General features: G+C 60.3%; 26 protein-coding genes and 1 pseudogene. 15 read left to right on the top strand and 12 right to left on the bottom strand.

The window, feature by feature from the left end:
- Window positions 1-57: 57 nt before the first annotated feature.
- Window positions 58-801 (bottom strand): Bax inhibitor-1/YccA family protein, encoded by a 744-nt coding sequence (locus tag T8T98_RS07910; protein WP_370638880.1) that lies wholly within the window; start codon window positions 799-801, stop codon window positions 58-60.
- A gap of 151 nt (window positions 802-952) precedes the next feature.
- On the opposite strand from T8T98_RS07910, the gene T8T98_RS07905 reads away from it, so the two are divergent.
- The 7 genes from T8T98_RS07905 (at window position 953) to petA (ending at window position 8,835) form a co-directional block, all read left to right on the top strand.
- Window positions 953-2,304, top strand: a protein-coding gene (locus tag T8T98_RS07905) for an IS3 family transposase (protein WP_155806041.1) whose coding sequence is annotated in 2 segments (ribosomal slippage) — window positions 953-1,288 and window positions 1,291-2,304 — 1,350 coding nt in all. Because the reading frame shifts where the segments join, the coding sequence is not laid out codon by codon here.
- Between the two features lie 77 nt (window positions 2,305-2,381).
- Window positions 2,382-3,368 (top strand): alginate export family protein, encoded by a 987-nt coding sequence (locus tag T8T98_RS07900; protein ID WP_322295893.1) that lies wholly within the window; start codon window positions 2,382-2,384, stop codon window positions 3,366-3,368.
- Between the two features lie 11 nt (window positions 3,369-3,379).
- Complete coding sequence (locus T8T98_RS07895) at window positions 3,380-4,825, top strand: YfcC family protein (protein ID WP_230293285.1); 1,446 nt, start codon at window positions 3,380-3,382, stop codon at window positions 4,823-4,825.
- Window positions 4,826-4,864: 39 nt separating this feature from the next.
- The gene (locus T8T98_RS07890; protein WP_219148305.1) at window positions 4,865-6,094 is read left to right on the top strand and encodes an arginine deiminase; all 1,230 of its coding nucleotides are present in this window, start codon (window positions 4,865-4,867) and stop codon (window positions 6,092-6,094) included.
- A gap of 38 nt (window positions 6,095-6,132) precedes the next feature.
- Window positions 6,133-7,134 (top strand): ornithine carbamoyltransferase, encoded by a 1,002-nt coding sequence (argF, locus tag T8T98_RS07885; RefSeq protein ID WP_219148307.1) that lies wholly within the window; start codon window positions 6,133-6,135, stop codon window positions 7,132-7,134.
- A 4-nt stretch (window positions 7,135-7,138) separates the two neighbouring features.
- On the top strand, window positions 7,139-8,092 hold the full coding sequence (arcC, locus tag T8T98_RS07880; RefSeq protein WP_219148309.1) for a carbamate kinase: 954 nt from the start codon (window positions 7,139-7,141) through the stop codon (window positions 8,090-8,092).
- A gap of 164 nt (window positions 8,093-8,256) precedes the next feature.
- On the top strand, window positions 8,257-8,835 hold the full coding sequence (petA, locus tag T8T98_RS07875) for a ubiquinol-cytochrome c reductase iron-sulfur subunit (RefSeq protein WP_230293286.1): 579 nt from the start codon (window positions 8,257-8,259) through the stop codon (window positions 8,833-8,835).
- Window positions 8,836-9,085: 250 nt separating this feature from the next.
- On the opposite strand, the gene T8T98_RS07870 is transcribed toward petA, so the two are convergent.
- Window positions 9,086-9,754, bottom strand: coding sequence for a DUF6629 family protein (locus T8T98_RS07870; protein ID WP_230293287.1), 669 nt, complete (start codon window positions 9,752-9,754; stop codon window positions 9,086-9,088).
- 343 nt (window positions 9,755-10,097) lie between these two features.
- Between T8T98_RS07870 and T8T98_RS07865 the strand changes: the two genes are divergently transcribed.
- Entirely contained in the window at window positions 10,098-11,006 is a 909-nt protein-coding gene (locus tag T8T98_RS07865) for a DMT family transporter (protein ID WP_230293288.1), read from the top strand.
- An 80-nt stretch (window positions 11,007-11,086) separates the two neighbouring features.
- On the opposite strand, the gene T8T98_RS07860 is transcribed toward T8T98_RS07865, so the two are convergent.
- From T8T98_RS07860 to T8T98_RS07820, 9 genes and pseudogenes are all read right to left on the bottom strand, one after another.
- Window positions 11,087-12,283: a HipA domain-containing protein gene (locus T8T98_RS07860; protein WP_230293827.1), complete on the bottom strand. Its 1,197-nt coding sequence runs from the start codon at window positions 12,281-12,283 to the stop codon at window positions 11,087-11,089.
- A 51-nt stretch (window positions 12,284-12,334) separates the two neighbouring features.
- A complete protein-coding gene (locus tag T8T98_RS07855; protein ID WP_230293289.1) occupies window positions 12,335-12,583 on the bottom strand; it encodes a helix-turn-helix domain-containing protein in 249 nt (82 codons plus the stop codon).
- A 147-nt stretch (window positions 12,584-12,730) separates the two neighbouring features.
- Entirely contained in the window at window positions 12,731-13,390 is a 660-nt protein-coding gene (locus T8T98_RS07850; RefSeq protein ID WP_230293290.1) for a PepSY domain-containing protein, read from the bottom strand.
- An 83-nt stretch (window positions 13,391-13,473) separates the two neighbouring features.
- The gene (locus T8T98_RS07845; RefSeq protein ID WP_230293291.1) at window positions 13,474-13,917 is read right to left on the bottom strand and encodes a YybH family protein; all 444 of its coding nucleotides are present in this window, start codon (window positions 13,915-13,917) and stop codon (window positions 13,474-13,476) included.
- Between the two features lie 99 nt (window positions 13,918-14,016).
- Window positions 14,017-14,684 (bottom strand): annotated as a pseudogene (locus T8T98_RS07840) (copper resistance protein B).
- A gap of 446 nt (window positions 14,685-15,130) precedes the next feature.
- On the bottom strand, window positions 15,131-16,960 hold the full coding sequence (locus T8T98_RS07835; protein WP_230293293.1) for a copper resistance system multicopper oxidase: 1,830 nt from the start codon (window positions 16,958-16,960) through the stop codon (window positions 15,131-15,133).
- Between the two features lie 56 nt (window positions 16,961-17,016).
- Window positions 17,017-17,577, bottom strand: a complete 561-nt coding sequence (locus tag T8T98_RS07830) for an RNA polymerase sigma factor (protein WP_230293294.1) — start codon at window positions 17,575-17,577, stop codon at window positions 17,017-17,019.
- A 6-nt stretch (window positions 17,578-17,583) separates the two neighbouring features.
- Window positions 17,584-18,018, bottom strand: coding sequence for a periplasmic heavy metal sensor (locus T8T98_RS07825; protein ID WP_219148329.1), 435 nt, complete (start codon window positions 18,016-18,018; stop codon window positions 17,584-17,586).
- Window positions 18,019-18,021: 3 nt separating this feature from the next.
- A complete protein-coding gene (locus tag T8T98_RS07820) occupies window positions 18,022-18,318 on the bottom strand; it encodes a hypothetical protein (protein ID WP_230293295.1) in 297 nt (98 codons plus the stop codon).
- 99 nt (window positions 18,319-18,417) lie between these two features.
- Between T8T98_RS07820 and T8T98_RS07815 the strand changes: the two genes are divergently transcribed.
- From T8T98_RS07815 to T8T98_RS07800, 4 genes are read left to right on the top strand one after another with little or no spacing between them, the layout of a single operon-like run.
- Window positions 18,418-19,092 (top strand): DUF2231 domain-containing protein, encoded by a 675-nt coding sequence (locus T8T98_RS07815; RefSeq protein WP_053059237.1) that lies wholly within the window; start codon window positions 18,418-18,420, stop codon window positions 19,090-19,092.
- Window positions 19,093-19,779, top strand: a complete 687-nt coding sequence (locus T8T98_RS07810) for a class I SAM-dependent methyltransferase (protein ID WP_230293296.1) — start codon at window positions 19,093-19,095, stop codon at window positions 19,777-19,779.
- The gene (locus T8T98_RS07805; protein ID WP_230293297.1) at window positions 19,776-20,243 is read left to right on the top strand and encodes a DUF411 domain-containing protein; all 468 of its coding nucleotides are present in this window, start codon (window positions 19,776-19,778) and stop codon (window positions 20,241-20,243) included. The genes T8T98_RS07810 and T8T98_RS07805 overlap by 4 nt, the downstream gene beginning before the upstream one ends.
- 35 nt (window positions 20,244-20,278) lie before the next feature.
- Window positions 20,279-20,560, top strand: coding sequence for a hypothetical protein (locus T8T98_RS07800; protein ID WP_046904114.1), 282 nt, complete (start codon window positions 20,279-20,281; stop codon window positions 20,558-20,560).
- Window positions 20,561-20,607: 47 nt separating this feature from the next.
- On the opposite strand, the gene T8T98_RS07795 is transcribed toward T8T98_RS07800, so the two are convergent.
- Window positions 20,608-20,892 (bottom strand): metal-sensitive transcriptional regulator, encoded by a 285-nt coding sequence (locus T8T98_RS07795; protein ID WP_046905158.1) that lies wholly within the window; start codon window positions 20,890-20,892, stop codon window positions 20,608-20,610.
- Between the two features lie 104 nt (window positions 20,893-20,996).
- Between T8T98_RS07795 and T8T98_RS07790 the strand changes: the two genes are divergently transcribed.
- The 3 genes from T8T98_RS07790 to T8T98_RS07780 all read left to right on the top strand — a co-directional run bounded on the left by T8T98_RS07790 (window position 20,997) and on the right by T8T98_RS07780 (window position 24,520).
- On the top strand, window positions 20,997-21,269 hold the full coding sequence (locus T8T98_RS07790; protein WP_230293298.1) for a DUF5676 family membrane protein: 273 nt from the start codon (window positions 20,997-20,999) through the stop codon (window positions 21,267-21,269).
- Between the two features lie 63 nt (window positions 21,270-21,332).
- Window positions 21,333-22,166, top strand: coding sequence for an AlbA family DNA-binding domain-containing protein (locus T8T98_RS07785; RefSeq protein ID WP_322295892.1), 834 nt, complete (start codon window positions 21,333-21,335; stop codon window positions 22,164-22,166).
- 140 nt (window positions 22,167-22,306) lie between these two features.
- Window positions 22,307-24,520, top strand: a complete 2,214-nt coding sequence (locus T8T98_RS07780; RefSeq protein WP_230293300.1) for a copper-transporting P-type ATPase — start codon at window positions 22,307-22,309, stop codon at window positions 24,518-24,520.
- Window positions 24,521-24,568 lie beyond the last annotated feature (48 nt).

The raw sequence follows: 24,568 nt of genomic DNA, 5'->3' as shown, positions 1-24,568 counted from the left end.
CGGTTGGGCTCACATCTGCGTTTAGACCATGTCGTGCGCGCTCCGTCCTCGGAGACCTCACCGGCGATCTCCCATCAGGCGAAGCAGGAACAGGAACAGATTGATGAAATCGAGATAGAGCGTCAGGGCGCCCATTACGATGGCCTTGCCGCGAAACTCGGTCTTCCCAACCTGGAAATAGATGTTTCTGATCTTCTGCGTGTCATAGGCAGTCAGGCCCGCGAAGATAAGCACGCCCAGACCGCTGACAATCAGGTCCATCGTCGAGGATTGGAGGAACATATTGACGACCAGGGCAACGAGCAGACCTACAACCCCCATGATCAAAAAGGCGCCCCAGGCCGATAGATCTTTCTTGGTCGTATAGCCCCACAGACTCAGTCCGGCAAAGGCAGAGGCGGCGACGAAAAAGGTCCGGGCGATGCTCACCCCGGTGTAGGCGAGGAAAACGGTCGATAGCGACACGCCCATGAGTGCCGCATAGCTCCAGAACAGCGTTTTCGCGGTCCTTTCCGAGAAACGATTGACCCCAAAGCCCAAGGCAAAGACAATGGCCAGGGGTGCAAAGATGGCGATCCAGCCCAGCACCGTTGGGGCGCCGGTAGCGGAAAAGAAGATCTCGCGAATGCTGGCGGTATTCGCGACCCAAAGTGCGATGATGCCGGTAAGAAGCAATCCGCTCGTCATGTGATTATAGACGCCGAGCATGTATGATCGCAGCCCCGCGTCAAATGTCCCCGAGGGAACCGATTGTGGGGTAGAGGCGCGATCAAGGCTTGTCGCGGATCGGTGGTCTTCCATAAGTAGAATTCCCTTTCTTGCGCGTATCGGCACCTCGCGGCCCGATCGTTAGTCGTGGGTATAGGCTGTCTCCCGTCAGCGCCTATGGCACAGATTTGAGGTTGTGATTTAAGGAGGATTTGGGCTTCGTCGTAGTGACGAAGGAACGAAGATGAAGCCCAAATCCTCAAGGTCCAAATCGCCTGCCGAGCAGGTGGTAAAAGACATTCGCCGCAAGACCCGCCGGCATTTCTCTGCTGAGGACAAGATCAGGATCGTCCTGGGTGGCCTGCGCGGCGATGACTCCATTGCCGAGCTGTGCCGCCGCGAGGGCATTGCGCAGAGCCTGTATTACACCTGGTCGAAGGAGTTCATGGAGGCTGGCAAGCGAAGGCTAGCTGGCGATACCGCCCGTGCTGCGACCACGGACGAGGTCAAGGACCTGCGGCGAGAAGCTCGCGATCTCAAGGAATGCGTGGCCGACCTCACCCTGGAAAACCGCCTGCTCAAAAAAAGCATGATCGCGGATGGGGGAGACGACGAATGAGGTATCCCGCATCCGAGAAGCTCGAGATCATCCGGATCGTCGAGCAGTCGCATCTGCCCGCCAAACGCACGCTGGACCAACTCGGTGTGGCACGGCGAACCTTCTACCGCTGGTATGACCGTTACCTCGAAGGCGGGCCGGAGGCGCTCCAGGACCGCCCTTCAGCGCCGAGCCGGGTGTGGAACCGCATCGGCGAGGATATCCAGGACCAGATCGTCGAGATGGCGCTGGAGCAGACCGATCTGTCCCCGCGCGAGCTGGCGGTGCGCTTCACCGACGAGCGGCGCTACTTCGTGTCGGAAGCCACGGTTTACCGGCTGCTCAGGGCTCATGATCTGATCACCAGCCCGGCCTACACCGTGATCAAGGCGGCAGATGCGTTCCACACACAAACCTCCCGCCCCAACGAGATGTGGCAGACCGACTTTACCTACTTCAAGATCATCGGATGGGGCTGGGTCTATCTATCGACCGTGCTCGATGATTACTCGCGCTACATCATTGCATGGAAGCTCTGCACCACCATGCGGGCCGAGGACGTCACCGAGACGCTGGACATGGCGCTGGCAGCCTCAGGCTGCGACCACGCCAACGTGCTGCACAGGCCCCGCCTTCTCAGCGACAACGGCCCCAGCTACATCGCCGGAGAACTGGCCGAATACATCGAAGCGAACCAGATGAGCCATGTGCGGGGCGCCCCCTTCCATCCGCAAACCCAAGGCAAGATCGAGCGCTGGCACCAGACCCTGAAGAACCGCGTGCTGCTAGAGAACTACTTCCTGCCCGGCGATCTCCACCAGCAGATCGAGGCCTTCGTCGAGCATTACAACCACTGCCGATACCACGAGAGCCTCGACAATGTGACACCTGCCGATACCTACTTCGGCAGGGCTCCTGCCATCATCAAACGAAGAGAAAGGATCAAGCGAAAGACACTCGAACATCGGCGCTTGCAACACCGCAGGCTCGCCGCCTAGCATCAAACCTCAGACGAGGCCCGCACTCCGCAAACCTACGCCGCGAGTTGTGCCAAATGTTCTGACGACGGACAGCCGTGGGTTTCGACGATCCCGGCGCGACGACGCTCGAGAAACTCTATGTGGGCTGGAAGACCGAGATTGGTCCCAACGACACAATTGAGATCTTCGGCGGTGATTTCGACTACCAGATCGGAACAGGTTTCCTGATCAAGGACGGTGGCCGCGACGGGGGCGACCGCGGAGGTTTCTACCTTGGTGCACGATCGGCCTCGCGCGGCAGCGCCTTGCTCCGCGTCAAGACAGGCGACCTCCTGCTTGAAGGCTTCTATTTAGGCAATAATCCCGGGCGAAGCGGCATTCGTGCACATGTCGTCGGCGCCAATGTCGAGTATGAGCTTGCCGAAGAGGTGTCGATCGGCGCTACCTACATTGAGGTCGCGCATTTCGATGACCCGGTGACCGCTGGCACCGCCGAAAACCTCAAGGCATATGATTTTCGCGGGTCTGCAAAGGTTACCGACCAGCTCACCTTTTCAGGCGAATATGCCGTGCAGAGCGGGGCCGGTTTCTACGACGGCAAAGGGTGGTACCTACAGGGCGACTACGGTTTCGATAGCCTGCCTCTGAACCCGACGCTCACCTACCGCTACGCGGAGGTCACGGGCGACGATCCCGCAACGCTGAAGAATGAGGAATTCATCCCGCTGGCATACGGGTTCACCGATTATGGGCAATGGTACCAGGGCGAGATCACCGGCAACTGGATCTTCGCCAACTCCAACCAAAAAACCCATATGGTAAAGGGAACAGCGACACTCACCGAGAGCCTCGCACTCACCGCATCCTGGCTCAATATCTCACTCGATGAGCCGGGACAGCTGGGCGTCACAGACGCGGCATTCGGCAACGAGTTCGACGTCTTCATCGACTGGCAGGCGACCGATCGCCTGTTTCTGTCCCTCGCTGGCGCGGTTCTAGTGCCTGGCGAGGGAGCGAAGCAGCTCACCGGCGGATCCGGCACCTGGTCGCACGTCATGCTTTACGCTTCGGTTTCTTTCTAGGAGGTATGATCATGTCGGACACTGCCGCTGCGCACGGGTCACCCTCCAGCTCCAGGCGCTTCAAATTTCCCACCGCGTATACAATTCTCTTTGCCCTCATCGCATTGGTCGCCGCGGGCAGCTGGGTCATTCCGGCAGGCCAATATGAGCGGATTGAGAATGCCGAACTGGGGCGCTCGGTCCCGGTCCCCGGAACTTACGAAACCGTAGACGCGAACCCGCAGGGCATATTCGACGTACTGCTGGCGCCGATCGCCGGGTTCTACAATCCCGAAACCTATGAAGCCCAGGCCATCGATGTCGCGCTTTTCGTGATCATCATCGGCGGCTTCCTCGGCGTCGTCACGCGAACCGGGGCGATTGACCGCGCCATCGAACGGTCAATGGGAGCGCTGAAGGGAAGAGAGGTCTGGATGATTCCCATCCTGATGGCAGTGTTTGCCGCCGGTGGGACGACCTACGGCATGGCCGAAGAATCGCTCGCATTTTACGGACTACTTATTCCCGTCATGCTCGCGGCCCGCTTCGACGCCGTCGTTGCGGTTGCGGTCATTCTCCTCGGCGCAGGCGTCGGTGTCCTGGGATCGACCATCAATCCGTTCGCGACGGTCATAGCCGCCAACGCGGCAGGAGTGCCGTTCACCTCCGGACTGGGCCTGCGCGTCTTTATCCTGGTGAGTGGATGGGCGATCTGTTCGGCTTATGTGGTCCGCTACGCGCTCAAGGTGCGTGCCGATCCGTCGAGATCGATCGTTGCCGACGAGAGCGCAGCGATCGCCGCGCGGTTCGCGAGTGACGGCCATGACGCACAGGCGCCGCTGAGCAGAACGCAGGTCCTGACCCTGATCATTTTCGCGGCGACATTCGGTATCATGATCTGGGGCGTCGCCTCACAAGGCTGGTGGATGGACAAGATGTCGGCGCTTTTCATTGCGGCATCGATCCTGGTTGGCGTTGTTGGGTGGATGGGAGAGCAGAAATTCATCGATGCCTTCATGGCCGGCGCGAAAGACTTGCTCGGCGTCGCGCTTATTATCGGAATCGCGCGCGGCATCGTCGTAATCATGGATGCCGGTAAAATGACCGACACCATACTGAACAGCGGAGAGCAGGCCTTGGCGGGCCTAGGCGCGGTTGGTTTCATCAACACCATCTTCGGGATCGAGGTCGGTCTGTCCTTCCTCGTCCCATCATCATCGGGGCTGGCTGTCTTAAGCATGCCGATCCTCGCGCCACTTGCAGATTTCTCCGCGGTCGACCGGGCGCTTGTGGTCACCGCCTACCAGTCGGCGAACGGCCTGGTGAACCTCATCAACCCTACTTTCGCTGTCGTGATGGGCGCGCTCGCCATTGGCGGCGTTCCCTATCAGCGGTGGCTCAAATTCATGTGGCCGCTGCTGCTTATCCTGACGGTGCTGATCATGAGCTCGCTCAGCCTCGCAGCTGCGCTTGGGTAAAACCAAGCTGCTCGAACATTTGCAAAAAGGACATCTTCAATGACCGGATTTGGCGTTCATTCCGAAATAGGCAAGCTCCGCAAGGTTATCACCTGCCAACCGGGTCTGGCGCATTCCCGCTTGACGCCGGCGAATGCCGACGCGCTTCTCTATGACGACGTGCTGTGGGTGCAGGAAGCGCGCACCGACCACGCTGATTTTCGTATGAAAATGAGCGCAAGAGGGGTCGAAGTCTACGAGTTTCACGACCTGCTCGGCGCTGTCCTCGCGATCCCCGAAGCGCGGGCATGGGTTCTCGACCGGCGGATCTCAGAGGATCAGGTCGGGCTTGGCATGCTGAGCGAGCTACGCGCCTGGCTAGACGAAATGTCACCCAGCCAGCTCGCCATACACCTGATCGGCGGCATTGCCGTTCATGAACTGCCCTTCAAGGCGCATGACATGTTCGGCAGCTATCTCGGCCCGGACGGGTTCGTCATCCCGCCGCTCCCGAACACGCAGTTCCCCCGCGACAACAGCTGCTGGATCGGCAACGGCCTTACCCTGAACCCAATGTTTTGGCCCGCGCGGCGGCCGGAGACGCTGCTTGTGGCGGCCGTCTACAAATTCCATCCGCTGTTTGCGAGTGAAGATTACCAGATATGGTGGGGGGATCCGGACACTGACCATGGCCCGGCCACACTCGAGGGCGGCGACGTCATGCCTTGGGGCAATGGCACAGTCCTGATCGGTATGGGCGAGCGCACCTCACCGCAAGCCGTGGGTCAGGTCGCTCGCGCGCTCTTCCGCGGCGAGGCGGCACAACGGGTTATTGCCTGCCAGCTACCGCGATCGCGCAGCGCCATGCACCTCGATACGGTTTTTTCCCACTGCGAGCGCGATGTTGCGACCGCCTTCGTCGAAGTGTGCGATCAGATCCAATGCTACAGTCTGCGGCCCGGAGACAGTGCTGACCAGATTGATTTTCGCAAGGAAGAAAAGCACCTCTTTACCTTGGCTGCGGAGGCGCTGGGCCAGAAGAAACTGACCATCGTCGAAACCGGGGGCGACGCCTATGCGCAGGAACGCGAGCAATGGGACGATGGGAACAACGTCGTCGCGATCGAGCCGGGCGTCGTCGTCGCCTATGATCGCAATACGTCGACCAACACCTTGCTGCGCAAAGCCGGCATCGAGGTCATCACGATCCGAGGCTCCGAGCTCGGGCGGGGTCGCGGTGGTGGCCACTGCATGACCTGTCCGGTCTGGCGCGACCCGGTCGATTTCTAACTTTCGCTCCCCTGACATACCGACAATCGAGACATTTTATGGCCTACAATCTTCACGGACGCAGTTTCCTGAAACTGCTCGACTTCGACCAGCGGGCGGTGCGTCACCTGCTCGACCTGTCGCGCGATCTCAAGCGCGCGAAATATGCCGGTACCGAGCAGCAGCATCTCAAGGGCAAGAACATCTGCCTGATCTTCGAGAAGGCGTCGACACGTACAATGTGCGCTTTCGAAGTTGCGTCCATGGACCAGGGGGCAGGGGTCACGTACCTCGGGCCGACGGGTTCCCAAATCGGCCATAAGGAGTCGATGAAAGACACGGCTCGTGTGCTCGGCCGCATGTACGACGCGATCGAGTATCGCGGTTTTGCGCAGGAGAAGGTCGAGGAACTCGCCGCCCATGCCGGCGTGCCGGTGTTCAACGGTCTGACCGACGAATTCCATCCCACGCAGATGCTGGCTGATCTGATGACGATGCGCGAGCATGCCGACAAGCCGCTTGGCGACATCTCTTACGCCTTTGTCGGCGACGCCCGGAGCAACATGGGGCATTCGCTCATGATTGCAGGCTGCCTGATGGGCATGGATGTACGGATCGGCGCGCCCAAGAGCCTCTGGCCGAGCGATGACTATTTGCAGCCTGCCAGAGCATTTGCCGACCAATATGGCGCGCGGCTTACACTGACCGAGGATCCCGTCGAGGCGGTGGAGGGCTGCGACTTCGTCAATACCGATGTCTGGGTTTCGATGGGGGAGCCCGAAGACGTCTGGCAGGAACGCATTGAGCTGCTTTCACCTTACCAGGTAAACACCGCACTCATGCAGGCAACCGGCAACGCCGCAGCAAAGTTCATGCATTGCCTTCCTGCCTTCCACAACACCGAAACGAAGGTCGGAAAGGAGATCTTCGAGGCCCACGGTATTGCCGAAATGGAAGTCACCGACGAAGTCTTCGAATCGGCGGCCGGAATTCAGTTCGAACAGGCCGAGAACCGGCTTCATACCATCAAGGCGATCCTTGTCGCCACGATCGGGACCTGACGCCATGCGCATCGTCGTCGCTCTGGGTGGAAACGCGCTCCTGAAACGCGGCGAACCACTTACCGCGGAAAACCAGCGCGCGAACGTCCGTATTGCTGCGGCCGCGCTTGCGCCGCTCGCCGTGGAGCACGAACTCATCATCTCGCACGGCAATGGACCTCAAGTCGGCCTGCTCGCCTTGCAAGGTGCCGCTTACAAGCCTGACGAGGCGTTTCCGCTCGATGTGCTCGGCGCCCAGACGGAAGGCATGATCGGCTACATCATCGAGCAGGAGCTCAAGAACCTCCTCCCCGCCAGCCAACAGCTCGCCACGATTCTGACCATGGTCGAAGTCGACCCCCACGACCCGGCCTTTGACGAGCCGACTAAGTTTGTCGGGCCGATCTATGACCAGGACCATGCTCTGCGCCTTGCAGAGGAGAAGGGATGGGCGATGAAGCAGGATGGTGACAGTTGGCGCCGTGTTGTCGCATCACCCACCCCCAAAAGCATCGTCGAACGCGAACCGATCCAATGGCTTATTGAGAAGGCGGCGATCGTCATCTGCGCCGGGGGTGGGGGGATCCCGGTCGCCGAGGGTCCGGATGGACATTATGCCGGCGTAGAAGCTGTGATTGACAAGGATTTTGCCAGCGAGCTGCTGGCACGAGACCTCGAAGCCGACCTGCTGGTGATGGCCACCGATGTCGATGCAGTGTATCTCAATTGGGGCAAGGCCGGTCAGCGCGCCATCCGCTCGGCTTCGCCCGACGCGGTCGATCTTGGTGCCTTTCCCGCAGGTTCTATGGGCCCAAAAGTGCGTGCGGCCTGCAATTTCGCTGCAGCGACCGGAAAGAAAGCTGCAATCGGCGCGCTGAGCGATCTGCAGGCGGTCGTCAACGGCGATCGCGGAACGACGATCAGTATGCAAGGCAGTGGCATCGAGTTTGCGGATCCCGATCCGTCGGAGGAGCGTTGACGATCGGTGATCCAGCGCGCCTAAGGTAGCCCGACCGTGGTCGCCAAACGCGAGCGATGCGATGACCGCAACATAGCACGAAGCCGATTGATCGGCTGCTTGCGAGTGTAATCCCGGCTTCATGGAGGCGTCTGCTCTTGAAAGACGCAAGAATGCGGAGATGAATGGGCAAGACAGGTTCAAACGGAGCGGCGAGCAACGCAGCCGACAAGGACGGCTCGACGGAAGGCGTGCGCCGCCGAGATTTTATCCATATCGCGCCCGTTGCGTTCGCGGGAACCGGTGCCGCCGCGGCGATCTGGCCGCTTATCGACAGCATGAACCCATCGGCCGATGTGGTCGCACAGGCGAGGATCGAAGTCGATTTGCAACCCATCGAGCCAGGTCAACGTATCACTGTGAGCTGGCGCGAGCAGCCGGTGTTCATTGTGCGGCGCACAGCTGAAGAGATCGCGCGAGCCAAAGCCGACGATGCCTCTTCAGGGCTGATCGATCCAGAGACGGACGCTGCGCGCGTGCAGCGACCAGAGTGGCTCGTGGTCGTGGGCGTCTGCACGCATCTTGGCTGCATACCGTTGGGACAGGGAGTGGGCGAAAACCGCGGAAGATATGGGGGATGGTTTTGTCCCTGCCACGGCTCGATCTACGACAATTCCGGGCGCGTGCGGAAAGGGCCGGCACCGAAGAATTTGGTCGTTCCGCAATATGTCATCAGCGACGATCTAAAGCTCTCGATCGGCTAATGACCTTGGGGGTGAGCCGGGGCCGCCTCGAATTCGAGCCAAAACTGGGCCGAGAGCAGCAAGAAGTTTTGCAACCATGCACTGGACCTGCACACCAGGCAGAACACGTAATTCTTGAGGAGACACCCACCGCGTACCCCTCCTTTCCACCCGCCTGAGCTGGCGCTGTGGCGCGGGCATACCAGACTGAAAACTCAGGGCACAAATCGCCTTCGGTGAGACCAAAGCAGCCTGTCCGGCGCCCTACAAACTAGCGCACCGGCTCACCCATCCGGGGGGAAGGAGGAGCGTCGGTCTCTCTACGCAGAAAGAACATCACGACGATCACGCTCATCGCTGCGGCAAAGAAGCACCACACCGATATGAACCAGGTGAGATAGAACGCGCCTGCCGCAAGAAAGGAGACGATTGCGCCGACCCCGAACCAGTTTACCCAGCGATGGCTGGATAGCAGCGGGCTGACACAGGTACCCAAGACATACAGTGTCATGACGATGCCAACGTAGAAGTGGGGGGATTCGTAGTCGATATGACCGTCGCCGGCTGTCGCGACGATTGGCAGGCGGATAAGGAAATAGAGTAAGTAGAGTCCAACCAGGGTTCCGCCTATCGCCGTCGCCAAGAGGGCCTTTCGGCGCCAGGCTACCTTCTCGAGCATATAGACCGCCACCGGGACGTAGATTGGCCACAGAACATGTGAAAAGATCGAATAGAGATAGGTCAGAACCGTCTTCAGTACCGGCGCCTTGTCAGGAAATGTCAGCCACAGTGCGCCCTCGATCAATTGCTGGACGCCAAACAGAACCGGAATCAGCGCGTAGGGTCTCTCGCGGCTATTGCGCGCCATTCGCATTGTGAAGGCACCGGTTGCCAACAGCACGGTGCCGGCGGCGAAACTCGCTGTGGCGGAAAAACACATTCAGTCTACCCTCGCTGGTTGGATGCCTGAGGATTTCTTCGTGCACCCATGTTACACACTGGCCGAGTACCAAGCTTGCCGCGCGCTGTAATTATGATTTCAACTCGACCATGGTCTCGCTCGCAAGTACGGACGTCTGTGCACCGCGAGGCTTACAAAGCCCGAAGGGACCAAATGACAAGAATCAGACCCCTGGGTAATCTGGATCGCTTGCGAAGTAATACAAAGGGATCTCTTGACGGTCATTGATCCAAGTTCGCTGTTCGGCGTGACGATCCATAGGCTGGACCTGCGCATCCCACCATTGTGGGCACCGGGATGGAAGGCTATTGCTTAACCTACTATGCCAGCGCGTCTTTCCGCAATCTTTGTGATGCTTCTTTGGGCGTCCTGCTATCCGCTCATAACGGTCGGTCTCGACAGCGCGCCCCATCTCACCTTCGCCGTGCTGCGCGCGGTTCTTGCAGGCACCACGTTACTGGCGGTCGGTATCATTCTCAGAAAGCCCTTTCCGCGCGATGGAAGCATCTGGGGATGGATCATTCTTGCCGGTCTCGGCATGACGGGGCTGGGTTACTACGGGATGTTCCACGCTGCGGAGTTCGTTTCGCCCGGCCTTGCAACCGTCATCGCCAACAGCCAACCCCTCATCGCGGCAGGTCTCGCCTTTCTGTTTCTCCGCGAGCGCCTGTCCTCCAAAGGCTGGATCGGGCTATGGCTCGGCTTTGCGGGAATCCTCATTATTGCTGGCCCGCGAATTCTCCAAGGTCCGCTGGCGCTCTCAACCGGCTTTGCATATGTGCTGCTTGCGGCCTTCGGCGTTGCCGTGGGCAACATCGCCATCAAGAAGCTCTCGGGGCGCGTCGACGCAGCGATCGCCATGGGCCTTCAACTCCTCATCGGCGCTATCCCGCTCGCGTTTCTGGCTTTGCTTACCGAAGATCAGGGGCAAATCGACTGGTCGCCGGTTTTCATCGCAAGCCTGCTTGGGTTAGCGATCCCAGGTACAGCCCTCGCATTCTGGCTGTGGCAATATACGCTCGGCAAAATCGAACTCTCGAAGGCCAATGTATTCAGCTTCCTGGTGCCCGTTTTCGGTCTAACGATCGGCGCTGCCTTCTTTGGTGAAAGGCTTACACCCCTGATCATCACGGGCACAGCAATTGCAACCGCGGGCGTATGGCTAACGACCGTCAAATCATCGAGTGACGTTCAGCCAAAAGCGAAAGGAGCCGAGGACGGGCGCGCTTAAGGGATGCTCTTCGTCAAAAAATTAGGTGGCGATGGGCTGCAGCAAAGGGCGGGCGATGACTTCGTTGGCGGATGCCAAAGCTATAGCTCCTCAAGCGCGCTCGAAAGCCCGGACAATCGGGTCGCCAGGGCCGCAGCAATGCTGTCATGAACAGGTTCGGCGAAGTCCACCGGCATCGCTTCGCGCGCTACCGTCGGCGCATCACGTGCCCGGTCCATTAGTTCGCTGATGGCTGCACGCATGAGGCCTGTGCCAAGCCCCGCTGACTTGCCCGACTGGACAAAATGCCGACCGGTCACCCCGTTCAGCCGGTAGTGATGGTTGGTGCCTGCGGACATCGCGAGGGGGAACCTGTTCTGCGCAATCTGGTCGGAGTCGACGGCCGGTTGGGCCGAGAGCACATCGTAGAAGAGGATCTGGCTCTTGAAAAGGGCGGCTGCGTCGGCTTGCGGATCGTCAGCACCGCGCAGCAACAGGCCGAAGATATCCTTCATGTTCGGGCCGCCATCGCTCTGATATTTGTGCGTGGGCGGATAGCCGAGTGCTTGGCAGCAGTCCTCTTGCGGCAGACACAGGATTTGCTTGGCGTTGCGCCAGTGCCTGTGGAACCGTTCGACGACGAGAACTCGGCGCTGGCCGACGGTCGCGATCTCTGTCGCTGCGACCGACAGGCCGAACGCCTTCATCAGCGTCATGCAATAGTGCTCGTTGTCGACGCTGTTCGACATGTCGATCATCCCGTCGGCGCTGGGTATCTGTCCAAGTTCCGGCTTCAGGATGTAAGTTGTCGGGGTCACACCGGCCGGTCGGTGCCATTTTCCATCGATGCGAAGCAGGGCCGTCTTTTCCTGCGCACCCGCGACCGAGATCCTGAATTCCTGCTCCCGATCGACGCCAAGTGGAGCCTGCGCAAGATCGGCGAGGAGCGCCTCGACCTCGGTCTCGCTGACCGGTTCGCTTTCGATGTCGGCAGTCTGCGCTTGATCTGTTCCTTCGGGCAGGAACCGCATGGCACCGACGCAATCGCGTCCGATGGCTTCGAGCAGACTATAGAAGTCGGTGCCCTGGGCACCCATGCGCGCCGCCACGCGGCGGCGTGCTGCATTCCTGTCCGGGAGAAGATTGTCGAACACGGCGACGACCGGCGCGCCGCGATAGGCCGCCGGGGTCAGAGGCAGCGAGAGCGATACCGCGAAGCGATGCTCCCAAGCAAGCCACTCTTCGGAATATCGGAAACTGGTTGCACCGCTTGCTGCCCTTTCGAGACGGCCGACCAGCCTGCCGTTGATAAGTACATCGAGGGGCGCATGGGTCTTTTAGCGCGCCATTCAGAAGACGTCCTCGATCGATATGCTGCCGTTCTGACGCGGCACGATCTGGAGATCGAGGCCGAGGACTGCGATGACACTGATGAGCGTGTCGAGCCTGGTTCCTGCGCTTCCGTTCTCGATTGCCGAGATGGTTTTCTGCTGCGTGCCGGCGAGGGTGGCGAGCTCGGTCTGGGTCGGGCCCTTGCCGAGGCGATGGGTCTGGATCACGGCTCCGAGTTGACTGGGAGGCGTGACGATCTGGTTCATGGCGTCCCCCCACGCTCCGCTATCCCGCCAAGGGTATGCTGCATCCCGCCGCAACGAGGGGTTCCTCAATGGTTCCGGGCCAGGCGTTCCTGACGTTGGAGAGAGGCGTCTTGAACAGGATATGTCATCCGGCCAGGAGACGGACTTTCATTTTCGTCTCAGCCATCCGATCCTTGGCAGCCTGTTGGCCAGCAGAACAAATCCCGAAAGGGCAATGAACGTCCCTGCGATACCAAACAGGAGAAGCCACCAGCTGTTGATGCGGTCGCGCTGGGTCCAGTCCATGATGTGAAGGCCCCAGATGAAATCGAAGAGCCGCCAAGTATCGCTTCGCGCTGACAGGACCGTTCCGCTGGAAGCATCGATATAGACGCGCGTCGCATCGCGATCGTCATAACTGACCTGCCAGGCCGGGAAGGGGCCCCTGAATTCGGTCCCGACCTCGCGTTCGATAAGCCGCGCGGTGTGGACCGAGGTTTCCGGGCCAATCCAGGCGCGGCGAGCGATGGCGCGCGCCGTCGCGGCCGAGATGGGGGAGAGCAATCGTCCGCTACGCGGATCATGTAGCGTGACATCGCCATCCGCTCGCCGCACTTCGGTCACCACCTTGCCGTCGAGAGCACGTGTGGCAACCGAAACCACATCATCTTGCCTTTCCAGCCATTCGGGTAACTCGGCCCCGGCAGGCAATATTTGCGCAGACCGGGACACGACATGCTCCGAGCGTACCTCCTCCAGATCGAGAAAGGACATCAAGGCACCGGTGCCCATCCACAGCAGAACTTGCGCCCCGATCAGGAGCGCCAACCACTTGTGGAGCTTGCTGCCAAAGACATGCAAGCGCAGTTTGAGGGACCGCGAAGCCAACTGTCTCGCCGCTCCGTAGCGGGTCAGGGCCGCCGCGGCGCGCGCGAGGAGGAGTGGTACTGCACGATCTTCCAGCCCGATTCATCGTGCGAAAGGACCGAGGTCGCGACCCCGTCACGCTCGATCACGCGCCCGTCCTCGAGCTCGATCCGGTAGCCGTAGGTTTCGTAGCCATAGGCCATATGGCCCTTACGGGTCACCGTCAGCGTCGGGTCGGTGAAAGTAAAGCTTGTGATCGCGTCGAGCTCCGGACCGAGATGGTGCTCCATGTAATTGGCGAAACTCCCCTCGGCCTTGCCATTCTCGAAGATCGCGGAGTTTTCCGCAAACAGGGCCGACATGCCTTCGGCATCGCGCGACACCAATGCGGCGCGATAAGCCTCAAGAATATCTTCAGCGCCCGACACATCTTCGCTGGCCGAACCTGTCTTGTCGGAATGATGTGTCCCATGTCCGGAATGGTCCATGTCCTGCGCCCCAGCCGGCACTGGCGCCGCAGCAATGGCTAGTGCAACTACCCGCACTCGCAATAGAGTGTTCATCATGTCAGTTTCTTCTCCCTTGACCTAAAACCAGAACCGCACGCCGACGACGTAGTTCGTTACGCTGGGGTCCTCGCCGGCGGCCCTTGCGAAATCGCGGCTGTTGCCGATCTTCCATTCCTGGTCGATGCCGATATAGGGCGCGAATTCGCGCGCGAATTCGTAACGCAGGCGAATGCCGGCCTCAATCGTATCGATCCCTGCGCCGATCCCGAGTTCAGGAATGTCCTGTGCTGACAGCGCGATTTCGCCGCGCGGCTGCACGATCAGACGCTGTGTGATGAACTGATCGATTTCACCTTCAATTCGTGCGGTAAGATCGCCCTTGTTCGACAGAAATGCTGCTGCATCGACCTCGAACTCATAGGGAACGAGCCCTTGGATGCCCACAACCGCATGGGTGCGTTCAGGCCCGGTAAATCCTGCCGCACGCCCGCCTGAAAATCGAAGAAAGGCGCAATGGCACGGCTCCAAAGCGCCTGCACTTCGGCGCTTTCAATGGTCTCGCCGAAGCTGCCTTCGCCTTCGGATTTGAACCAGAACTTGTTGTAGTCACCGCCATAATAACCCTGGACGTCCCACAAATAGCCGTCGTCGCCCTCGCGCAGGCGGTATTCGAGCCGGTCGCCCTGAAACCAGAATACCGGCGTTCCGCTCACTTCCTTGGTGACGGCCGCCCGAGACGCAGCCATTTCCTCTGCGCCGACAAAGGCATCGGCGGCAAAGGCGGGGCCCTGTAGCGCTTCAGGCGGGGGAGGGCCTTCCGGGATCGCCATATGGTCGGCGGATGCTCCATGGCCCATCGCGGAATGATCCATTTGCGACATGCCGCCCTCATCCTCCTTGCCGGTCATGGGCATCGCGCCATGCTGGGCCGCCCCATGATCCATGGCCGAATGATCCACTACCTCCGGATCTTGGACCTCCTCCCGAGGATGCTGCATCCGGGAGTGATCCATCTGCGGTTGATCCGGCGCATGGTGATCGTGCGCCTCGCTCGCAGCCACGTCGTCTTGAGCAGCTTGCCCGGCCTGGCTCTGCGGTTCGGCAGCCTGCGGATCGTGATCATGCTGCTGCGCCATCGCGGTTGCCGGAACCGCGAGCAGGGGGAGGGCGATCATCATGGTCGCGCGCTTCATCAGCCTTCTCCTCCCTCGAGCGGTCGGACCGTCACCACCTGAAACATTCCGTTATGCATGTGGTAAAAGAGATGACAGTGGAACGCCCAGTCACCCCGTTCATTGGCGGTCAGGTCGAATTGCGCACTGCCGCCGGGCTGGACCGTCAGCGTATGTTTGAGCGGTTGACGGTCGGCCGGGGCCCCGTTCACGAGCTCGAAGAAGTGTCCGTGCAAATGGATCGGATGCGCCATCATGGTGTTGTTGATGAGCTTGACGCGCACGCGCTCGTTATAGGCAAATTGAATCGGCTCGGTGATCTCGTCGAACTTCTTCCCGTCGAACGACCACATATACCGCTCCATATTGCCGGTTAGATGGATCGTCTTGAGCCGGCTCGGGCGCCGGTTGTCGGTATTGGGCTTGGCGGCGATAAGCTGGTTGTAATTGAGCACGCGGTGGCTCACATCGTCGAGCCCGAGGCCAGGAAAATCCATCCGGTCGATAGGATTCATGGCAACCGAGTCGATCCCTGGACCCACTTTCACATTAGGCGGAAGCAGTGATGTATCGCGCATGTTCATACCCGACATGCCGGCCATCCCAGCCATCTCGGATCCACCGCTGGAGCCATGATCCATTCCGGCCATGCCACCCGCGCCTTGATCCATGCTTGCCGCGGCACCGGCCGCAGCTGCACCGTGACCCGCATGCCCGTCTCCAGCAGCGCCTGCGCTATCGCCGTGCCCGGCCATGCCCATATCGGTCATGGTGAGAAGCGGCGGTTTACGCAGGGGCGGGACGCTGGCCCGGGCGCCGGGGCGACTGGCAAGGGTCGCCACGCCCATGCCCGAACGGTCGGTGGCCTCGGCGACGAGCGAATAGGCCTCGCCGCGCGGCTCGATGATCACGTCGTAGGTTTCAGCAACACCGATCTGGAACTCGTCGGTCTCGACCGGCTGTACGTTTTGGCCATCGGCCTGAACCACGGTCATCGGCAGGCCAGGGATGCGGATATTGAAATAGGTCATCGCGGCGCCGTTGATAAAGCGCAGGCGGACCCTCTCTCCTGGCTGGAAAAGGTATTCGAGATCGTCTTCGGGCCCGTGACCATTGATGAGGAAGGTGTAGGTCGCGCCGCTCACGTCGGAGATGTCGGTCGGCATCATCCGCATGCGCGCCCACATTCGGCGCTCTTCGCCGCTCATGTCGTAGTCGTCGGTCCAGGTGGTTTTGCCATAGTTGAAGTAGCCCTCGGCGACCTTGAGTTTCTTCATGATCGAATAGGGGCTCATGGTCGACCAGTCAGACAGCATCACGACATAATCGCGATCGTATTCATACGGTTCGGGCTCGATCGGGTCGACGATCAGGGGGCCGTAATGGCCAAGCGGCTCCTGCAGCGTATGCGCGTGCCACCAATAGGTGCCCGACTGGCGGATGGGAAACTGGTAACGATAGGTATCGCCCGGCTCAACAGCCGCCATGCTCACCCCGGGTACACCGTCCATAAGGAAGGGTACGAGCAATCCGTGCCAGTGAATGGAAGTGCCATGCGAACTCCGATTGAGGAGATCGACCGTCAGGTTCTGGCCTTCCTTGAGGCGCACCAAGGGTCCTGGGATGGTGCCATTCACGGCAACACCCGGCCCGCGGCGCGAGCCAGTGGTGAAGGTCGTGTCGGCGACGCTCATTGTAAGATGTTCGCCGGACAGAACGTCGCTCCCGCGGCGCGCGATCGTGCCATCGAGACCTCCGCGTGCCCACGCGGGCATTGCACCGGCAAGGCCAAGCATTCCGACCCCGCTTGCGCTAGACCCCAGAAATTTACGGCGATTGATCGCGACCATCGAAAGCTCCTGTATGAACGATACACCCTCAACTACGCAGGGCCCGGTTCTACCCCTCAAAAATTTTCCAGGCGGTCGCGCAATTTTTGCCGGGCACGATAGATGCGGGTCTCGATTGCCTTTTCCGACACGCCGAGAAGTTCGGCGGCCTCCGCCTGGCTGCGTCCGTCGATACTGACCAGTATGAGCGCTTCGCGAAGACGGATCGGAAGACGCTCGATTTGCTCCAGGAGCATTCGCAATTCCTGGCGCTGCATCGCGATCTCTTGCGGATCGGGGCCGTCGTCGACGATTGCCAGCGTTTCTGGGTCACTTTCCAATCCGAAAAAGCGCGCCGTTTTGCGTTTGCGCAGCCTGTCGCGGCATTTGTTGAGCACGACTGTCGTCAGAAAAGGGCCAACAGGACGGTCCGGGTCCAGGCGGTGCCGGGCGACCCAGACCGAAGCAAGCCCGTCCTGAACAGCGTCTTCGGCCTGATGCGGAGACGCAAGCATGCGTGTCGCCAAAGCAATAAGCCGCGCTATATGGGGTTCGACCAGCGTCCCATATGCTGCCTTGCTGCCCCTGCGGGCATCTTCGACCAGGGCGGTCTCGGACCGGCTTTGCGCCTGCGTCACGGAGGCCTAATCGCGCGAATTGCTGGTGAGCGCCTCGGAGACCTTGCGATCGAACAGGCGCTGCTGCTCGGGCTCGAGTATCTCGCGCATGTCGAAGACGTGTTGGACCGTGGCTTTTTGCAATTCGCCCATTTGCCCATGCACATCGTCGATCGCCGCGCTTACTTCGGGGCCATATTCGTGCTCGGCGTCCATCGCCTGGGCGAGCCTCGCATTCGCTGCGCGCAAAGACGACTCAAGCGCTGCGCGCTCGACAGCAAAGCGCGCTTCGAGGGTCTCAAGGCGCGAATTTTGGTCTTCGGTCAAAACCAGTTCCTCGTGCACGAACTGGTGCAGGCTGCCATTGTCTTCGTGGTTGAGCCAGCGATCGGCCGCGATCGCCCCCAAACATCCCGCGAGCCCGGCAAGAAGAACGGCAAGCAGGAGGCGTCCGTTCGTCAAAGTCTAGCTCCCGACATGCAGGAGAGCGGCGGGAGAAAGGTGCTCGTTCGACGCAAAATCATTATAGGCGGAACTCGCAGGTGAGCCCTGATTGTAGGGCATGATGGTCGTGCCGAAGCCTGCTCCAAGGCCGATGACGAACAGGCTGCAAAAGAGCGCGGCACGCCGGCGGCGATCGGCAACCTCGCCAAGCTGTCCGGCGCGCTGCCAGACACCATCCATGAAGTCTGACGGGTCATGCACAATATCATGCGCGGCCAGCTGTTTGAGCGAAGCATCGAGGGAAGGATAATCTGACATAGGCAACCTCTAACTGTTGTAACTCCTTTACGCCACAGCCCGCCGAAGCCCTCAAAAAAATACTTGAGGGGTATGATATTCTCGCGCGTATCAAGGCATATGAGCATATTCACCCGCCTTGGCCTCGCCGCCCTCTTCGCAGCCTTTCTGCTTTCGGCACCCTTGCACGCGCATGAAGGGCATCAGGACAATATGTCCGACGCTGAAATGCTGGCGATGGAGGAGGGTATGGCCATGCCGGACGACGCCCATGCCGGCGAGCTTGCGCCGCCCGGGGAAGAGATGGACAGGCCGAACGCGCAGCAGTCCATGTCGCCTGAAGACATGATGCAGCAGAAAATCACGGAAAACCGCCTGACCTCGGCAGAGGACCTTCTGTCGCGCCTTCATCCGGTCGCGGCGCATTTCCCGATTGCGCTTCTCCTCGTCGCCGCACTCGCCGAACTCGCCTTGATGGTGCGCCCGACCTTGGGGCTTGAGACGACGATCCGGTTTCTCGTAGCCGGCGGCGCGATCGGGGCGGTCGTTGCGGCTTTGCTCGGATGGTTTGCGGGTGGATGGCGACTGCTGGACCGGTCGGAAAATCTCGCCATTCACCGCTGGAACGGCACGACGATTGCCATATTGAGCCTCCTCGCCTGGTGGGTTGCTGCGCGCGGAAAGGGGAGAGGCGCGCTGCGCTTGCTTCTGGCGCTGATCGCTGCGGCGCTCATCGTACAAGGCTATTTCGGCGGGGAGATGGTGCATGGGCCCAATCATATGGGCATCATGTAGGTGGGACGGGTAGCCGCTCCTCAAGGCGACCGAGCCTTCACGCCAGCCCTTGGCAAAGCCTGGCTGACCCCGGTCTATGACCTCACCCTCGCCTTGTTTACACGTGAGCGGACATGGCGGCGCGCGGTTGTCCGCGCCGCCAATCTTGCGCTCGGCGATCATCTTATCGATGTTGGGTGCGGAACCGGCACCTTGCTTCGCGATCTTATGATCAGCTGTCCGCACGCGGGTCTCGTCGGTGTCGAGCCCGATCCGGCCGCACTGGCCATCGCGCGCCGCAAGTTTGGCGCCGGGGCGGATCTGATCCGTTGGCACAATGGCTTTCTCGATACCCTCGACCTGACCGCGCGATGGCAGCCGAACAAGATCGTCAGCAGCCTCGTCTTTCATCAGGTTCCGCTGGGTGAAAAGCGGGCAATCCTGGAGCAGATGCACGATTTGCTCCAGCCCGGAGGCATGGTGCTGATTGCCGACTATATGGCTCAGGACTCCGCCCTTATGCGCAAGCTTTTCCGCGCCACGGTGCAGCAGCTCGACGGTGTCGAAGACACGCAGCCCAATGCCGACGGTATCCTGGAGCGGCAGCTTGCCGAAATTTTCACCGACGCCGAAAGGCTTCACGTCTTCCCGACCGCCACCGGAGCGATATCGCTCTGGCGCGGCTACAAGAAAGGTCCCCATGCATGACCCGCACGTTTGCGCGAAAGCGCTTTCGCAACTCGTTCGCCGCAACAGCCCTCCTGGTAATTGCCGCCTGTTCGAACGTTGCCCAGGCGGCCACCTACACGATGTATCGCGATCCCGGCTGCGGCTGCTGCCTCAAATGGGCCGACCATTTCGAGAACGGCATGGACGCCGAGGTTGCGACTGTCGACACCACCGACATGGGTTCGGTGAAAGCCGACAAGGGCGTACCTTCCGATCTGTGGTCGTGCCATACGATGGTGATCGAGGGATATGTCATCGAAGGTCACGTCCCGGCAGAAGCAATCTCAAAATTGCTGCGCGAGCGCCCGGCAGGCGTCACCGGACTTGCCGTTCCCGGCATGCCGCTGGGTTCGCCTGGCATGGAATACGAGAACCGTGTGCAACCCTATGACGTCATCGCCTTTGGGCCCGGCGGCCGTACGGTTTTCGCAAGTTACCCCTGAACGGGCAAGAAAACGCCCCCAACTTTTGGAGAATAATGATGAAAATGATCCTCACCGTCGCTGGCGCGCTTGCTTTCTCGGCAAGCCCGGTCCTTGCTCAGGAGGCCCCTTCTGAAAAGCCCAAAATGTGCGAGATGATGCACGATGGCAAGAAAATGCAGGGTATGATGAAGAAGGACAAGGACGGAAAAATGTCATGCCAGATGATGGACCATTCCAAGATGGACCATTCGAAAATGGACCATGGCCAGTCCGGCCATGGCAAGAAAAAGGCCGCCGAGGCTGAAAAGCCGCAGACCGAACACAAGCACGACTGACCAGCCTTTGGCGTCTGGAGCCGACAATTCAATCGGCTCCAGACGGTCTAACGGGCCATGCGCTCGATGAGAGTGAGAAGTTCGGCGATCTTCTCCGATTGATCGGCCTTGTTGTTCGATGAGAGCGCCTGTTCGATGCAGTGCTTGGTATGGATGTCGAGTACTTTGGTCCTGGCGGCGCGCGCGGCGGCTTCGAGCGCGAGGATCTGCTGCAAGATATCGACGCAATAGCGCTCTTCTTCCATCATTCTCGATATTCCCCGCGCCTGCCCCTCGATCTTGCGCATTCGGGTCAAGACATCACGGAACTTGGGGTTTTGATCATCGCTCATGCCGTTCTCTCCAGACGCCGAGTTCATTCCTGACTGCTTTTGACACAGTTGCAAAGCAGTTCGCAATACACTATACCCCCCTATAGTATACGACGGAGACAAAGATGACCAATGCGACGACGAAAGGTTCAATCCTTGCCTGGGGCTGGGCTCTCAGCGTCTTTCTGCTGATTACCTATCTGCTCTGCGTGGCCTTTGGCCTGATCGCGCCCGATACTTTCCATATGCATGAAGCATGGGCGCCTTTGCTGCCAGGCTTCGATTGGTTGACATGGCCTGGCTTCTTCGCCGGGGCTATCGGCAGCTTTCTCTATGGCTGGTATATCGCGATCCTAGGGGTCCCGCTCGTCCGCTATTTCAGAAAAAGGATCGGGTGAAGAACCGGCAATGTGGATTTATCCGCTGCCGCGAATTCCGCACAGGTCGCAAAGCCTATGACAATGCACAGCACACTCTTTTCCGGTTCGTCTTTCAGCAAAAAGAGGGGATTGGCCCTGCATACGGTTATCGGGGCAGTGCTGGGCGTCTTAATCCTTCATCCGCTCACCGCGCTCGTTTATGGGTCTGGAGGGGCAGCAGCGGCGAGCGTGCCATTTGCTGAGCAGTTGGGCTCGGCGGTCGATCGACTGAGCGCGGCATTTGAAATCGAAATGCTGCCCATGAGCCTGGCTTTCGCGGTGATCGGCGGCGCAATCGGCCTGGCGTTTGGTCTTTATCATCTGCGGCTCATGGCTGATCGCCAGATAATCCGCTCTCTGGAGCATCAATTGGCCGAAGAGCTGCCGCTGCTCATCGCCCGAGGCGAGGGCGCACAGCTGGAATTCAAATCGTCGCTGCGTTGGGATACGCGTGAGCAGCGCGCAAATCGAAGCCTTCAACAGGTCGTGGTCAAAACGATTGCCGGATTTCTCAACAATGATGGCGGCACGCTGCTCATCGGCGTCGACGATAGCGGGGGCATCGTAGGAATCGAGGCCGATCTGAAGACTCTCAAGCACCCCAATAAGGACGGGTTCGAGCGCGTGATGATGGACGCGATACGATCAGCACTCGGCGGTAACGCCTGCGCCCTGATCCATTGCTACTTTCACGATCTCGATGGCCGAACTGTTTGCCGCGTGATCGCACAAAAGAGCCTCGAACCGATCTATTTTCTCGACAATGGAGTGGCGCGCTTCATGCTCCGCGCCGGCAACAGTACACGGGAATTGGATGCGCGCGAAGCGCACACTCACCTTTCGCAGCGCGGAAAAGAATATGCACGGCAGACTTGAAATGATCGTCAGCCATGGATCGGCAGGTTCGGCTGATCTCGTTCCCCGTTTCACGCCAGCAGCGCACGCCGCCGCCTGTCTGCCCAGTTCAGCCTTGTCGGCGGAACTTTCGCACAGCTTTATCCAGACCCAGGGAGACGATGATGGACCATTCTAATTGCAGCCATAGCGGCCACGGCGAAGCCGTTGCCGGTGATGACGGCCGCTACAATCTCGTTCCCGCTGGTTATGACGGACCGGTTTATACCTGCCCCATGCACCCGCAGGTCCGGCAGCCAAAGATGGGGTCGTGCCCGATCTGCGGCATGGGTCTCGAACTCGAATCCGCGGCCATGGTCGATGACGGACCGAACCCGGAGCTCGTCGACTTTACAAGGCGTTTCTGGGTCGGCGCCATCCTCACCTTGCCGCTGCTTGTTCTCACGATGGGCCCCTATGTGGGCTGGCCGGGCGTGCGCGAAATATTTGGCGAGCGGGCCACCCTATGGATTGAACTGGTGCTCGGTACACCGGTCGTGTTGTGGAGCGGATGGCCGTTTCTCGAACGGGGCTGGAATTCGTTCCGCACCTGGAACCTCAACATGTTCTCGCTCATCGGCATGGGCGTTCTCGCCGCATGGATTTTCAGTGTCGTCGCCGTCCTGGCACCGGACATCTTCCCGGATGGCTTTCGCGATCCAGAGGGACATGTCGGCGTCTATTTCGAAGCCGCGGCCGTTATCGTCACTCTTGTGCTCCTCGGCCAGGTCATGGAGCTGCGCGCGCGTGAAGGCACCGGTAAGGCCATTCGCGCTCTGCTTGATCTTGCAGCCAAAACCGCCCGCGTCATCAGGGCAGACGGCACTGAAGAAGAAATCCCCCTTGAGCACGTGGCTGTTGGCGACCAATTGCGGGTCCGCCCAGGCGACAAGGTGCCCGTTGACGGTGTAGTGCTCAAAGGCCGCTCGTCGATCGACGAAAGCATGATCACCGGTGAACCAGTCCCGGTCGAAAAGGTCGAGGGCGACGCCGTGACCGGGGCAACGATCAACGGAACAGGCAGCCTGGTGATCGAAGCGAAACGTGTCGGATCAGACACCATGCTCGCGCAGATCGTGGAAATGGTTGCGGCCGCACAGCGCTCGCGCGCGCCGATCCAGAAGTACGCCGACAAGGTGGCCGGCATGTTCGTCCCCGCGGTTATCGGCATAGCCGTGCTCGCCTTCATTGCTTGGGCGATCTGGGGCCCCGCACCAGCGCTTGCCTATGCCCTCATTGCTGCGGTTGCGGTACTGATCATCGCCTGCCCCTGCGCTCTCGGCCTGGCGACGCCGATGTCGATCATGACCGCGACAGGAAGAGGGGCGCAGGCGGGCGTTCTGATCAAGAACGCCGAAGCGCTCGAGCGCTTCGAGAAAATCGACACGCTCATCGTCGACAAGACGGGTACGCTGACCGAGGGGCGACCGCGACTCGTCGCGGTCATGCCCGAGGAGGGCCACGATGAAATCGAGGTGCTGAGCTTGGCGGCGTCGCTCGAGCGCGGGTCGGAGCACCCGCTCGCAGAAGCGATCGTCCGCGGCGCCGACGAACGCGGCGTCGCGATGGAAACCGCCAGCGAGTTCGAGGCCGTAACCGGCAAAGGCGTCATGGGAACGGTCTCCGGTAAACGCGTCGCGCTTGGCAACCTCGCGCTTCTGACGGACCTCGGTTTGGAAGGCGCTGCGCTCAGCGAAAGGGCGAATGCGCGCCGCGACCAAGGCGAAACCGTCATGTTCGTGATCGTTGCTGACAAGATTGCCGGCCTCATCAGCGTTGCCGACCCGGTCAAGGAAACCACTCCGGCGGCCATCGCGGACCTCCACAATCTCGGCCTTACAATTATCATGGCGACCGGCGACAATGAGCGGACTGCGCAGGCGGTTGCCGCCCGGCTCGGTATCGACGACATCCGCGCAGGTGTGCTTCCCGAGGACAAGGCGCGGCTCATCCGCGAATTGCAGGAAGGCGGTGCCAAGGTGGCCATGGCCGGTGACGGGGTCAATGACGCTCCGGCGCTGGCCCAGGCCGATGTCGGCATTGCGATGGGCACGGGCGCGGATGTTGCGATCGAGAGCGCGGGGATCACGCTCGTCAAAGGCAATCTCGACGGGATCGTCCGGGCCCGCAAACTCGCCCGGGCTACGATGCGCAATATTCGGCAGAATCTGTTTTTCGCGCTCATTTACAACGCCTCGGGCGTGCCCGTCGCGGCCGGTGTCCTCTATCCGTTCTTCGGCATCCTGATTGGTCCGATGTTCGCCGCCTTCGCGATGAGCGCGTCCTCCATCTCGGTAGTCCTGAACTCGCTCAGACTTCGCAGCGCGAAGCTGTGAACGTCAGGCAATCGAACAGAACCCCATCCCTGATCCCTGCCACAATGC

Origin of the sequence: Pelagerythrobacter marinus, from assembly GCF_034375205.1 — a bacterium.
Taxonomy (GTDB): domain Bacteria; phylum Pseudomonadota; class Alphaproteobacteria; order Sphingomonadales; family Sphingomonadaceae; genus Pelagerythrobacter; species Pelagerythrobacter marinus.
The sequence above is the reverse complement of the archived record's forward strand: the minus strand, read 5'-3'. Positions and strand labels throughout refer to the sequence as shown.